This is a genomic window from Pseudomonas matsuisoli (genome assembly GCF_014647635.1).
Taxonomy (GTDB): Bacteria; Pseudomonadota; Gammaproteobacteria; order Pseudomonadales; family Pseudomonadaceae; genus Pseudomonas_P; species Pseudomonas_P matsuisoli.
The window spans coordinates 54479-66883 of the sequence record NZ_BMPO01000005.1; the positions used below are offsets into that span (position 1 = coordinate 54479).

General features: G+C 60.4%; 13 protein-coding genes. 2 read left to right on the forward strand and 11 right to left on the reverse strand.

Annotation, left to right across the window (positions count from 1 at the left end):
* Nucleotides 1-9: 9 nt before the first annotated feature.
* On the reverse strand, nt 10-663 hold the full coding sequence (gene nadD, locus IEY47_RS11915; protein ID WP_188983468.1) for a nicotinate-nucleotide adenylyltransferase: 654 nt from the start codon (nt 661-663) through the stop codon (nt 10-12).
* Nucleotides 663-1928 carry a glutamate-5-semialdehyde dehydrogenase gene (locus IEY47_RS11920; RefSeq protein WP_188983469.1) on the reverse strand — a complete coding sequence of 422 codons (1266 nt, stop codon included), beginning with the start codon at nt 1926-1928 and terminating at the stop codon, nt 663-665. The genes nadD and IEY47_RS11920 overlap by 1 nt, the downstream gene beginning before the upstream one ends.
* A gap of 229 nt (nt 1929-2157) precedes the next feature.
* Between IEY47_RS11920 and IEY47_RS11925 the strand changes: the two genes are divergently transcribed.
* Nucleotides 2158-3477, forward strand: coding sequence for a bifunctional DedA family/phosphatase PAP2 family protein (locus tag IEY47_RS11925; protein WP_188983470.1), 1320 nt, complete (start codon nt 2158-2160; stop codon nt 3475-3477).
* 3 nt (nt 3478-3480) lie between these two features.
* Here IEY47_RS11925 and IEY47_RS11930 read toward each other — a convergent pair whose 3' ends face one another.
* Genes IEY47_RS11930 through IEY47_RS11940 form a run of 3 tightly spaced genes read right to left on the reverse strand, consistent with a single transcriptional unit; the run spans nt 3481 to nt 5158 of the window.
* On the reverse strand, nt 3481-4065 hold the full coding sequence (locus IEY47_RS11930) for an LON peptidase substrate-binding domain-containing protein (protein WP_188983471.1): 585 nt from the start codon (nt 4063-4065) through the stop codon (nt 3481-3483).
* Between the two features lie 17 nt (nt 4066-4082).
* Nucleotides 4083-4799 (reverse strand): LrgB family protein, encoded by a 717-nt coding sequence (locus IEY47_RS11935; RefSeq protein ID WP_188983472.1) that lies wholly within the window; start codon nt 4797-4799, stop codon nt 4083-4085.
* Nucleotides 4796-5158: a CidA/LrgA family protein gene (locus tag IEY47_RS11940; RefSeq protein ID WP_188983473.1), complete on the reverse strand. Its 363-nt coding sequence runs from the start codon at nt 5156-5158 to the stop codon at nt 4796-4798. Before IEY47_RS11940 ends, IEY47_RS11935 begins: the two co-directional genes overlap by 4 nt.
* Before the next feature lie 199 nt (nt 5159-5357).
* Here IEY47_RS11940 and IEY47_RS11945 point away from each other — a divergent pair, with 199 nt between their 5' ends.
* Nucleotides 5358-6002 carry an NAD(P)H-binding protein gene (locus tag IEY47_RS11945; protein ID WP_188983474.1) on the forward strand — a complete coding sequence of 215 codons (645 nt, stop codon included), beginning with the start codon at nt 5358-5360 and terminating at the stop codon, nt 6000-6002.
* Nucleotides 6003-6010: 8 nt separating this feature from the next.
* Here the strand turns inward: IEY47_RS11945 and dnaB are convergent, their stop codons facing one another.
* The 6 genes from dnaB to IEY47_RS11975 all read right to left on the reverse strand — a co-directional run bounded on the left by dnaB (nt 6011) and on the right by IEY47_RS11975 (nt 12335).
* Nucleotides 6011-7405: a replicative DNA helicase gene (gene dnaB, locus IEY47_RS11950; RefSeq protein ID WP_188983475.1), complete on the reverse strand. Its 1395-nt coding sequence runs from the start codon at nt 7403-7405 to the stop codon at nt 6011-6013.
* Nucleotides 7406-7557: 152 nt separating this feature from the next.
* Entirely contained in the window at nt 7558-8004 is a 447-nt protein-coding gene (rplI, locus tag IEY47_RS11955; RefSeq protein WP_188983476.1) for a 50S ribosomal protein L9, read from the reverse strand.
* Nucleotides 8005-8023: 19 nt separating this feature from the next.
* Complete coding sequence (locus IEY47_RS11960; protein ID WP_188983477.1) at nt 8024-8911, reverse strand: YybS family protein; 888 nt, start codon at nt 8909-8911, stop codon at nt 8024-8026.
* 33 nt (nt 8912-8944) lie between these two features.
* Entirely contained in the window at nt 8945-9175 is a 231-nt protein-coding gene (rpsR, locus tag IEY47_RS11965) for a 30S ribosomal protein S18 (RefSeq protein WP_003095634.1), read from the reverse strand.
* 27 nt (nt 9176-9202) lie between these two features.
* Complete coding sequence (rpsF, locus tag IEY47_RS11970) at nt 9203-9619, reverse strand: 30S ribosomal protein S6 (RefSeq protein ID WP_188983478.1); 417 nt, start codon at nt 9617-9619, stop codon at nt 9203-9205.
* A 190-nt stretch (nt 9620-9809) separates the two neighbouring features.
* The gene (locus IEY47_RS11975) at nt 9810-12335 is read right to left on the reverse strand and encodes a response regulator (RefSeq protein ID WP_188983479.1); all 2526 of its coding nucleotides are present in this window, start codon (nt 12333-12335) and stop codon (nt 9810-9812) included.
* Between the last annotated feature and the right edge of the window lie 70 nt (nt 12336-12405).

The window sequence follows — 12405 nt, forward strand, 5'->3', positions numbered from 1 at the left end:
GTAGTAACCTCAGTTGGAGATCGCAGGGTAAAGCCCCTGCGCTTGTATGTAATTCAAAACCGCATCCGGGGTGAGGAAACGGATGGACCGCCCCGCCTGGCGACACTCACGTATGCGCGTTGCGGAAATTTCCAATGGCGTTTGCCAGATGAACGAAAGTTGTCCAGCGGCACCCGTCATCGTCAAAGGATCGCTGACGCTCCGAGCGGCGACCAGATTCCTAAGCTCTTCGGGTGCTTCCGTATTGGCATCCGGCCGTTGCAGCACCAGTACGTGGCACAGCTTCAGCAATTCTTCCCAGCGATACCAACCCGGCAAGCCGCAGAAGGCATCCCAGCCCAGAAGCAGCATCAACTGGACATCCTCACCCAGCTCCGTGCGCAGGGATTCCAGCGTTTCCACCGTGTAGGAGGGGCGCTCCCGACGTAACTCGCGATCATCGACGCTGATTCCCTCGATACCGGCGACCGCCAATTGCACCATCCGCAAACGATGCTCGGGGGCTGTTTGCGGATGATCACGATGGGGTGGTCGCGCACTAGGGATCAGCCGCAACTCGTCCAGTTTCAGATACTCGACCACCTCGACAGCTGCACGCAGGTGGCCGATATGGATCGGGTCGAAGGTTCCTCCGAGCAGCCCTATGCGTCGAGTGCCGCTCATCAAGTGCGCACGTGCCCGTTGCCGAAAACAACGTACTTCTCGCTCGTCAGGCCTTCTAGGCCCACAGGGCCTCGGGCATGGAGCTTGTCCGTAGAGATACCAATCTCGGCGCCAAGCCCATACTCGAAGCCGTCGGCGAAGCGAGTCGAGGCGTTCACCATGACCGAACTCGAGTCCACCTCGGCCAAAAACCGGCGAGCATCGCTGAAATGCTCGGTAACGATGGCGTCGGTATGGTGAGACCCGTAGTGGTTGATGTGCGCGATCGCTTCGTCCAGCGACGCGACCATTCGGATCGCAAGAATCGGCGCGTTGTATTCCGCGAACCAGTCGCCTTCACTGGCGGCTATAACGTTTTGCCCTAGTAGCTCGCATGTCGCCGGGCAGCCTCGTAGCTCGACGCCTTTTTCCAGGTAGATCGTTGCCAGTGCTGGAAGCACGTCCGACGCGATAGCGCGGTGCACCAATAGGGTTTCCATTGCGTTGCAGGGCGAATAACGCTGAGTTTTGGCATTGTCCGCGACCCGGACGGCTTTCTCGACGTCTGCCGCCTTGTCGATATACACGTGGCACACGCCGTCCAGATGCTTGATGACTGGGACCTTCGCATCCCGGCTGATCCGTTCGATCAGCCCCTTTCCGCCACGCGGCACGATGACGTCGACGAACTCCGGCATGCCTATCAGTGCGCCCACCGCTTCGCGGTCAGTGGTCTCCACCACCTGCACCGCCGCTGCGGGTAAACCGGCTTCAGCCAGCCCGAGCGCGACGCAATGTGCAATGGCTTGATTGGAGTGAATGGCCTCCGAACCGCCGCGCAGAATTGTGGCGTTGCCGGACTTCAAGCACAGGCTGGCCGCATCGATCGTCACGTTCGGACGGGACTCGTAAATGATGCCGACCACGCCAAGCGGCACCCGCATCTTGCCCACCTGGATACCAGACGGCAGGTGGCGCATATCGCGTATCTCGCCGATGGGATCGGGCAGTTTCGCGACCTGGCGCAAACCTTCGATCATGTCGTCGATACGCGCAGCAGTGAGGGCCAGGCGGTCTACCATGGCCGCCTGCAGGCCATTCGCCTGCGCATTGGCCACGTCCCGTTCGTTAGCGGCGATGAGCGCTGCCCGCGAGGCATCGAGCGCCGCCGCGATTGCCTCGAGCGCGCGATTCTTTTGCGCGGTATCGACGCGAGCTAGCTGCCGCGAAGCGTCACGCGCCGCGCGGCCCAGGCGAATCATGTAATCGTGCACGGACTCGCTCATGGTTTCTCGCATCCGGCTATGGAAAAAAGGCCGGTGATTATAGCGGCCGCGCCGCTTCCCGCACAGTCGCTACCGGCAGACGGTGAGCCGCAGCTTCGGCTACGGACATGGCCGGAAACGTTTCCCTGGGCCGCGAACACGTGCGAAGCTCGCCTGGCGACTCAACCGCGGGAACCGCGGCCCCTCGTGCTCTATCGAAAAGCGATCCCGTTTCAACCGAGCCTCAACGATGCCGTTCGATTTACAGTCCATAAACACCTGGCTTTCCAGCCATCCAGAGTGGCTTGGCGTCACCTTGTTTCTTGCGGCATTCGTCGAATGCCTTGCCATCGCAGGTCTCATCGTCCCTGGCACTGTCTTGCTCTTCGCGGTCGGCGTGCTCGCCGGCAACGGCGTTCTCGGCCTGGGTGAAACCCTGCTCTTGGCGTTTGCCGGCGGGCTCGCAGGGGACATCGTTTCTTACCTGCTAGGGCGCCGCTTCCACCAGAACATTCGCGGGCTACCGGTGCTGCGTCAGCACCCCGAGTGGTTCGATCATGCCGAGCGGCACATCGAACAATACGGCGTCATCAGCCTCTTGGTCGGACGCTTCATTGGCCCGCTTCGCCCAATGCTGCCGATGATCGCAGGCATGCTGGACATGCCTTTCATACGTTTCCTACTAGTTAGCCTGATCGCCTCGGCCGGCTGGGCGGTTGCGTACCTGCTGCCCGGCTGGAGCACAGGCGCGGCATTGCGCCTTCCGCTGCCGGCAGGCTTCTGGACCGAAGCAGGCATCGTGGTTGGCCTGCTCGCCGCGTTTCTGGGGATACTCATTCAGCGCGCACTGACCGACAAACCCTACAACGTCGAGCTTGGCGCGGGGCTGTGCTTCGTCCTGTTCGCGGCGCTGTTCTTCGCGCTCCCGCATCTCGAAGCGCTGGACAACGGCCTGATCAGCGTCATTCAGGACGCGCGTCAACCCACCTGGGACCGCGTGGTTGCCTTCACGACAGGCCTTGGCGATTTCGATGCGCAGCTGCTGGCGGCTATTGCCCTGTGCGCCTCCCTGGCCGCACTACGCCAATGGCGCGCCGCGGGATTTGCGCTTGGCGCGCTGCTGGGAACCGCGGTTGCCAACGGACAACTGAAAAACCTCTTCGCTCGTGTCCGCCCCGAGGTGCTTGTCGATCCATTGCACACATTTAGCTTCCCCAGCGGGCATAGCTCGGCGGCGTTCGCGCTTTGCCTGACGCTAGGCATTCTGGCGGGTCGCGACCAACCCGCACGCTGGCGCCTGACCTGGCTATTGCTGGCGTGCCTGCCCGCCGTCGCAATAGCGGCATCACGCATTTATCTCGGCGTACATTGGCCTACGGACATTATTGCCGGCGCACTGCTTGCGGGCTTTTTCTGCGCGCTCAGCCTCTGCATCAGCGAGCGTTTCGCGCCGATTAACCCGCTACCGGCGCGGAATTGGTATCTGGTGCTGTTCGGCTGCGCCTTCGTACTGATCGGGTTCGCGATCTGGGTGTTTCCCAACAGTCTGGCGCTTTACCGCTACCAATAACGGTCAACCGCCATCGCCCTGCAGCCCTTCGACCAAGTGCTGAATCTGCTCGAGGCGAGCGGCAGGGTCGGCCTGCACAAGCAGCTGCAGCTTTTCTTCCGGTCCAAATGGAAGCAAATACGCAAGCTGATTGGCGAGCGCATGCTGACTGGCCGCCGCGCCGCCCATTCCCAATTCCGCGACAAGTGGATGCTCGGCCAGCGCCTCGAGCAGCGCGGCAAGGTCAGCATGCTCCGCGGTCAACGGTCGATCGGCAGCCTCGCCAAGCCACTCCACGTCCGCCAGCGTGAGCTGGTCACTTTGCACTTCGGCCCGGCTGACCCGAAAACGTCGCTGGCCCGCGACGCGAATGCCCAAGAGGCCATTGCTGCGCTGCTGCCAATCCTGGATGACGGCTTCACAGCCCACGAGGGAAAACTGATTGGCAGCCTCACCCACTTCCTCCCCCTCGAGAATGCAGACAACGCCAAAGCCCGTGCCCTGCCTCATGCACCGGCTGATCATGTCGAGATAGCGCGCCTCGAAGATCTGCAAGTCCAAGACACATCCGGGGAACAGCACCGTGTTCAGGGGAAAGAGCGGAAGCATTGATTCTCCTGTGAAGGTCAGGTGACCAGGCCAACGATGATCGGCAAGAACAACGCGGTGGCGACGCCCATCAAACTCATGGCGAGCGCTGCCAACGCGCCACATTCCTCGCCCTCCTGAAGCGCACGCGAGGTACCAACGGCATGCGCCGTCAGACCAAGCGTGATCCCCACCGCGGCTACATGTCGAACACCACATCGCCGCAGCAGTTCCGGCCCGATGATGGCGCCCATTACGCCGGTAATCAGGACGAAGACAGCCGCCAGCGCGGCGTCGCCGCCCATTTCGTTAGCAACGAGCATCGCGATGGGCGATGTGACCGACTTTGGCAACAGGCTCATGAGCCAGAACCGGTCCAGGCCGAACAGCCACCCGAAGAAGCCAACAGACAGTGTCGCGAAGCAGCCACCCACGGCTAGCGTGATCATGATCGGTACGAACAACTGCCTGATCCGGCGAATGTTCAGGTAGAGCGGAACCGCCAATGCGATGGTCGCAGGTCCCAACAGCACGCTCATGATCGAAACGCTTTGGCGATATTCCACGTACTGAATGCCGCACGACAAGAGCACGCCCACCACCAGCAACACCGACAACAACACGGGCTGCAGGAAAACCCAGCGCGTTCGCTCGTAGACGGCCAACGCCAGCTGGTACGCCGCAAGCGTTATCCCAATGCCGAACAAGGGGTGATGCACCACCGCGACCCAGGCCGCGTGCCAGTCCAGCATCATGAGTGTTCTCGCGGCTGCTCGCGGCGATCCAACAGGCGCTGCATCAGCACACCACAAACGATCATCGAGAGCGCCAGCGAGATAACGAGCGACGCGATCAGCGCCCAGAAATGCGTCAGGATGGCTGATCCGTAGGCCATCACACCTACTGCGGGCGGAACCAGCAGCAATGGCAGATAGCGCAGCAAGCCGTTCGCCGCTGCACTGAGTTGCGGGCCGACTTCCCCCCGCACGAGCAGAAAAATGAACAACCCGACCAATCCGATGATGGGCGCGGGCAACATCGGCAGCAACAGGACATTGATGCACGTACCTAGCAGTTGGCACACCACCAGCCAGGTCAAACCTCTAAGTAACATGGGCGAAATCCAGAAACGAACAAGATAGAGGCGGCAGGGAGCGCCCCGCCTACCAAAAGCAGCTTGATACAGATGAAGGCCAAGATTATACCCCTATGCCTCAACGCCCAGTCGCCGCTGGCAGTGGCCGGCATGCGTCACACCCGCACATGAGCGCTCCGTTGCGGTCCGATGGATAAGGACGCGCGTTGGAGGCCCCATGTATCTAACCCCCCAGAACATCCTGCTGGCCGGTGCGACAGGCTTGGTCGGCGAGCATTTGCTCGACCGATTGCTAAGCGAACCCACGGTTAAACGGGTCGTCGCTCCGACCCGCCGGCCGCTGGTGGTACATGCTCATCTCGAAAACCCGGTGGGGCCCGATGTGCTACTAGCGCTCGACCAGAGCGCAGAAGGCATCGACACCGCATTTTGCTGTCTCGGCTCGACCATGGCCGATGCCGGTTCCGAAGAGGCCTTCAAGCGAATCGACCATGACCTGATCCTCGCAATTGCCGACAGGGCCCGGAAGCTGGGGGCGCGGCATCTCCTGGTCGTCAGCGCGATCGGCGCAGACAGCTCATCGTCGTTCTTCTATAACCGCGTGAAGGGCGAAACCGAACGCGCACTCCAGGCACAGAACTGGCCTCAGCTCACCATCGCCCGACCTTCCTTGTTGCTTGGCCATCGGCAGAAGGCGAGAACGGCTGAAACCCTCGCAGGGCCGATCATGAAGCACCTACCAGGCAAATGGGGCGCGATCGAGGCAAGCCAGCTCGCGCGTGCACTCTGGCGTCTTGCTTTGGAAGAAGGTGATGGCGTGCGTATTGTCGAGTGCGATGTCCTTCGCCAGCTAGGGCGCTAAACGCTTGCTTACTCGTCATCCCAGTTGTAGCTGCCAGGGGCAAGATTTTCGAAACGCGAGTACTTGCCCAGAAATGCCAGGCGCGCAGTGCCAAGGGGGCCGTTACGCTGCTTGCCGATGATGATCTCGGCCACGCCTTTGAATTCGGTTTCAGGGTGGTACACCTCATCCCGGTAGACGAACAGAATGATGTCGGCGTCCTGCTCGATTGCCCCGGATTCACGCAAGTCAGAGTTGATCGGACGCTTGTTCGGTCGCTGCTCGAGCCCCCGGTTCAGCTGCGAAAGAGCAATCACCGGGCAGTTGAATTCTTTGGCAAGCGCCTTCAGCGAGCGGGAAATTTCGGAAATTTCGTTCACCCGACTGTCGCCGCTTGATCCTGGGATCTGCATCAGCTGCAAGTAGTCGACCATGATGAGGCCAATCTCGCCGTGCTCTCGCGCCAGGCGGCGCGTACGCGCCCGCATTTCCGAAGGTGAGATACCCGCCGTATCGTCGATGAATAACTTGCGATCGTTGAGCAGGTTGACGGCCGACGTCAGGCGCGGCCAGTCATCGTCGTCCAGACGGCCCGCACGCACCTTGGTCTGATCGATACGGCCGAGCGACGCCAACATACGAATCACGATGGATTCCGATGGCATCTCCAATGAGTACACCAGGATCGACTTGTCGCTACGCATCAATGCGTTTTCCACCAGGTTCATGGCGAACGTGGTCTTACCCATGGACGGACGGCCGGCGACGATGATCATGTCCGCAGGCTGCAGGCCGCTGGTCAAGTTATCGAGGTCGGTAAAGCCAGTGGAAAGCCCGGTAATCGCGTCCCCGGCATTGAACAGCTCATCGATGCGATCGATCGCCTTGACGAGAATGTCGTTGATCCCGACCGGCCCGCCGGTTTTCGGACGCGCTTCGGCGATCTGGAAGATCAGCCGCTCGGCCTCGTCGAGAATCTCTTCACCTGTGCGCCCCTGCGGGGCGTAGGCCGCATCCGCGATCTCGTTGCTAACGCCGATCAGGTTCCGCAGCGTCGCGCGCTCACGAATGATCTGCGCATAGGCCTTGATGTTCGCAACGGACGGCGTGTTCTTCGCAAGCTCACCCAGATACGCAAGGCCACCCACTTGCGCGAGCTGCCCTTCCTTGTCGAGCTGTTCGGAGAGCGTAACCACGTCGAACGGCGCGTTACGCTCCGCTAGCCGGAAGATCGCGCGAAAAATGAGCCGGTGGTCGTGACGATAGAAATCGCCATCCGAGACCTGATCCAGTACTCGCTCCCAAGCATTATTGTCGAGCATCAAGCCACCCAGAACGGCCTGCTCCGCCTCGATGGAATGCGGAGGCACTTTCAGCGCGGAGGTTTCCAGGTCGTATTGCTCGGAGATACTGATGTCGTTCATGGCGCGATGGGCAACGAGAAAAAAGAAACAGAAGTGTGCACTACCCGAGGGTACATGCAGAAAGACAATCGGGCACGGCCATCGAAATGGCGCGTGCCCGATTCTCGGCAGGCTCCGCACATAGGTGCGAGGCCCGCGTGCCGCTTTAGCGATTAAGCTGCGATGACGATCAGCTTGACGGTCGCTTCGACGTCGGAGTGCAGATTCACTGCAACGTCGTATTCGCCGGTCTGGCGAATGGTGCCGTTCGGCAGGCGAACTTCGCTCTTGGCAACTTCGACGCCAGAAGCAGTCAGCGCGTCAGCGATGTCGGCAGTACCGATAGAACCGAACAGCTTGCCCTCATCGCCCGCAGTAGCGGTGATGGTGACTTCCAGCTCGGAGAGCTGAGCTGCACGCGTTTCAGCGGATGCACGGCGATCGGCAGCGGCTTTCTCGAGCTCGGCACGGCGTGCTTCGAACGCAGCGACGTTCTCGGCAGTGGCCGCAGTCGCTTTGCCCTTCGGCAGCAGATAGTTACGGCCGTAGCCGGCTTTCACGTTCACTTTGTCGCCAAGGTTGCCCAGGTTGGCGATTTTTTCCAGCAGGATGACTTCCATTGGGTCTTACCTCTTAACTTTAACCTTCACCGCCCGTGGAATCGTCTTTGGCGTTCTTGTCACGCCGGCGGCGACCACGGAAATCAATCAGACTGTCGACGATGGCCAAGACCACCAGCAACGGATAGATCACGTGCAGAAACAGCACAATCACCACGTACAGCCCTACGATCCAGAAGCGGCTGAAGCCAACTCCGTGGATAACGGCCAGACCTGCAAATGCCAACGGCACACTGCATATCGGCGTCAACATCGCCATCTGCGGGCCTAGGTTGGGACCGAGCAACATCCCGATCATCAACAAAGCCGTTAACGGCAAAGGCATCCTCAGGGCACGAAACTCAGCCCCGAACCCGCCCGGGTTGTACAGCAGTGCTTGCCAATATCGACCCAGCATCAGGCTTAGGATCGATACCAACTGCAGCAGGGCGGCCATGAGCCCGGTCAAGACCGAGGCCAGCAACCCTGCAAGACGCGTGCGCTCTTCGACCGACAACTGTTCGTAGGTACTGCCGAGTAACTGCGGCAGGAACTTTTCGAACTCGGTCGCCAGGGCCTGAATACTGTCGCCGAACACGGCGGTGAGCAGCATTCCGAAGACGATGCCAACCGCGACGCTCGCCATCAGCGTTCGTTGCCACGACGCGCTACTGCGAAGGACCAACGCCAGCGAAAGCGTCCCAAGGATGATCATTAGGGCTCTCGGCTCGCCGAAAAACCACCAGACCAACGCGGGAAGCAATCCCCAAACGACGATCCCTAGCGCATCACTCAACCCACGGCGCAGCAGCACGAGGCTACTGGCCGCGGCACTCAGCCAGAACAACAACGGCAGAGCGGCAGATCCAACCACCACGAAGGTGGCCTGCTTACGGCCGCGCATGATCAGATCTGCCAGAGCGCGCATGCGCTATCTATCCTTGCTTTCGACTACCTGAAATCAGCGGCCGTGGCTGTCGGTGTAGGGCAGCAGAGCCAGGTAGCGAGCGCGCTTGATCGCAGTCGCCAGCTGACGCTGATACTTGGCTTTGGTACCGGTGATACGGCTAGGAACGATTTTGCCGGTTTCGGAAACGTAGGCTTTCAGGGTGTTGAGATCCTTGTAATCGATCTCTTTCACGCCTTCGGCGGTGAAACGGCAGAACTTACGACGACGGAAGAAACGTGCCATGAATGTGGCTCCTCAAATGATCCGGAATTACTCGTCAGCGCTGTTATCGCTGCTGTCGTTGTTGCCTTCGTTCGACGAATCGGACTCAGGACGCTCACGACGCTCGCGACGCTCGCTGCGGTTTTCTTCGGCCTTGAGCATCTCGGACTGGTCGGTGACGGCCTCGTCGCGACGGATGATCAGGTTACGGATCACAGCATCGTTGTAACGGAAGTTGTCTTCCAGTTCGCTCAGAGCCTTGTCGCCGCACTCGACGTTCAGCATCACGTAGTGAGCCTTGTGAACGTTGTTGATGGCGTAGGCCAACTGGCGACGGCCCCAGTCTTCCATACGGTGGATCTTGCCACCGTCTTCTTCGATGAGCTTGGTGTAGCGCTCGACCATGCCGCCCACCTGCTCGCTCTGGTCCGGGTGAACCAGGAACACGATTTCGTAATGACGCATTGCAGCTCCTTACGGGTTGCAGCCTGCCGCCGACGCGGTCAGGCAAGGAGGGAAAAGTAATTGACTCACCGATCGGCTGGACGCGAATACGCCCACCGAAACGGCAAGGGCCGACATTCTAGAGAAGGCCATCGGGCTAGGCAAGGAGCCGGGTGACCTCTGATCGGCGGATGTCTCGCTTCGTCCGCCCTTAAAGGCGATCGAGCAACCGTCGAACCGACTGGACATCGTATGGCTTGAGCATCACCTCGATGCGATCCAAACCATGCTCCTGGGGGTTCACGGGATACCCCGATGCAACTACCACTTTGATCGACGGATCCCGCTCCCGGGCATGTCGAATCAACTCGATGCCCGTCATTCCCTGCAGCCCTACGTCCGTGAACAGCACATCGAACGCGCCCGGCTGTAGACGCTCGAGCGCCTCTTCGCCGGATTCGCATTCATCAACACGATGACCCAGCTCGCTGATCACTTCCCCGGTCAGCATACGCAGCGTCGCGTCGTCTTCGACCAAGAGGATCCGCAAGCCGGAGTCCTCGTCTTGAGATTGCGCTTCGGATTCGACTGCGACACAGGTGTCGGCCTCGGACACCGCATGCACCGTGTCGCCAACGGAATCGCCGAGCAGACGCCTTACCTTACGCGACAGTTGCTCGATGCCATAGGGTTTGTTCAACAGCTCGACACCTTCATCCAGACGCCCGCTAGGCGTAATGACGTTCTCCGGGTAGCCAGATGCAAAAAGCACCGAAACGTCCGGCAGCAAACGTCGCGCCTCCTTGGCCATATCCATGCAGCTCACCGAGCCAGGCATGACGACATCGCTGAATATCAGATCGAATGCCTGGCCCTGCCTGAGCAGATCGAGCGCCTCTACCGCATCGCGCGCCTCGGTAACGACATATCCCAGCTCTTGCAAGATAGCGACAGATGTCGCCCGAACGTTCGGGTCATCCTCGACCACGAGGATGCGCTCAGAACCGCCTTGAACACCTCGCTCGTCCTGTACGCCTTGCACGCTCGCTCCATCGACGCAGCGCGGCAGGAACAATACGACCGCCGTGCCGCCACCAGGGTCGCTGTTCAACGTGATGTGCCCACCACTTTGCTTGACGAAGCCGTACACCATGCTCAAGCCAAGCCCGCTGCCAAGCCCGTCGCGCTTGGTCGTGAAGAAGGGCTCGAAGGCGCGAATCCGGACATCCTCCGACATTCCGCAGCCCTCATCGATTACGCTCAACTGGACGTAATCGCCTGGCAACACTTCCGCATGCCCAACGAACTGCTCATCCTGCAACACGACGTTGCGCGCCCGCAGCGTAAGATGCCCGCCACCCTCCATCGAATCGCGCGCGTTGATCGCCAGGTTCAGCACCACGCTCTCCAGGCTTCCAGGGTCGACAAAGGTCAGCCACAGCCCTTCATCGATGGCGACTTCGATCTCGACCGCCTCGCCCAGCGCGCGCAGCAATGCATTGCTCATGCGCTCGAGCATTGCGCCAAGGTCGACCGGCTTGGGCGCCAGCGGCTGCTGTCGCGCGAATGCGAGCAACTGAGAAGCCAGCCGAGCACCTCGCTCGACGGCCTCGAGCGCAGAATCGATACGCTGAACAGAGGGCGCGCTCATTTCCTTTCCAATCTTCAGCAGTTGTAAATTACCGCCGATGACCTGAAGCACGTTGTTGAAATCGTGCGCGACACCGCCTGTCAGTTTTCCGACCGCCTCGAGCTTTTGTATCTGAGTCAGCGCCTGCTCGGCCTGCAGACGCTCCGCTTCGCTACGAGCAAGCTCACGGGTACGTTCCGCGACCAATTCCTCGAGGCGCAGCCGATAGCGACTCAGCTCGTCTTCACTGCGTTTCTGTCCCGTGACGTCCTGCCCCTGAATGAAGATACCGGCGGCGTATCCATCGGCACCAAGCACCGGCTGAAACACGAAATCGGCAAAGATCTCTTCCAGACGGCCCCCGCGCTGGATCATTACGCGCATTTGGCGCGCAATGAAGGGCTCGCCCGCGCGATAGCATTCGTCCAGCCGCGAGACGATGCCTTGCTCACGCATCTCCGGCAGCGCCTGCGCCAGTGGCATGCCAATAAGCGCACGCCCATCGACCAAGGTGTCGTAAGCCCTATTGGTAAGCTCGAATACATGCTCCGGTCCGCGTAAAAAGCAGACGAAACCCGGCGCTTGCTCGAAAACGCGACGCAGCTGCTGACCTTCCGCCTGAAGGGCCAACCCACGGGAAATAATGCCCTCGGCCAAATGCGCGATGGGTTTTACCTCGGCATCCGACGTACTTTGCTGCCGCGCCGCGTGCAGATCGGTAATGTCCGCCGTGGACAAAAGGATAGCGTCCAACTCACCGCGCGCATCCAGGATGGGCGATAGCGTTGTGCTCCAGTATCGGTCGAGCAGAACCAGATCGCCGTGAGACGTATCAGGGATGCGGTAGCGGATGATGGGAAGATTGTCTTGCTGCTTGCGCTCGACCACTCGATCCAATGCATCCAAGAGCTGTCGCTCTTCTGCGGAAGGATCTGGCCCTGGCGGGAAAGCCTCTTCGAGCGTACGCCCCGATAACTCCTCGATCGTCCTGCCCGTGACCGAAAGATAGGCCTCGTTGGCATCCAGGATGACCCGCTCCGGACTCAACAACAGATAGGCATTCGGCGAGACGCGAAACAGGCGCTCGAAGCCAAGGTATTGCGACATGTATCCTCCAAGGTGCCGCAACGCTCGGCAGGCGCCGAGCGATCACACAATCAACGTCGAGCAGAGTAGA

Bases quoted from the DNA above. Each gene is read 5' to 3' on its own strand.
- nadD (WP_188983468.1), bottom strand. From the start codon at position 663: ATGAGCGGCACTCGACGCATAGGGCTGCTCGGAGGAACCTTCGACCCG.
- IEY47_RS11920 (WP_188983469.1), bottom strand. From the start codon at position 1,928: ATGAGCGAGTCCGTGCACGATTACATGATTCGCCTGGGCCGCGCGGCG.
- IEY47_RS11925 (WP_188983470.1), top strand. From the start codon at position 2,158: ATGCCGTTCGATTTACAGTCCATAAACACCTGGCTTTCCAGCCATCCA.
- IEY47_RS11930 (WP_188983471.1), bottom strand. From the start codon at position 4,065: ATGCTTCCGCTCTTTCCCCTGAACACGGTGCTGTTCCCCGGATGTGTC.
- IEY47_RS11935 (WP_188983472.1), bottom strand. From the start codon at position 4,799: ATGATGCTGGACTGGCACGCGGCCTGGGTCGCGGTGGTGCATCACCCC.
- IEY47_RS11940 (WP_188983473.1), bottom strand. From the start codon at position 5,158: ATGTTACTTAGAGGTTTGACCTGGCTGGTGGTGTGCCAACTGCTAGGT.
- IEY47_RS11945 (WP_188983474.1), top strand. From the start codon at position 5,358: ATGTATCTAACCCCCCAGAACATCCTGCTGGCCGGTGCGACAGGCTTG.
- dnaB (WP_188983475.1), bottom strand. From the start codon at position 7,405: ATGAACGACATCAGTATCTCCGAGCAATACGACCTGGAAACCTCCGCG.
- rplI (WP_188983476.1), bottom strand. From the start codon at position 8,004: ATGGAAGTCATCCTGCTGGAAAAAATCGCCAACCTGGGCAACCTTGGC.
- IEY47_RS11960 (WP_188983477.1), bottom strand. From the start codon at position 8,911: ATGCGCGCTCTGGCAGATCTGATCATGCGCGGCCGTAAGCAGGCCACC.
- rpsR (WP_003095634.1), bottom strand. From the start codon at position 9,175: ATGGCACGTTTCTTCCGTCGTCGTAAGTTCTGCCGTTTCACCGCCGAA.
- rpsF (WP_188983478.1), bottom strand. From the start codon at position 9,619: ATGCGTCATTACGAAATCGTGTTCCTGGTTCACCCGGACCAGAGCGAG.
- IEY47_RS11975 (WP_188983479.1), bottom strand. From the start codon at position 12,335: ATGTCGCAATACCTTGGCTTCGAGCGCCTGTTTCGCGTCTCGCCGAAT.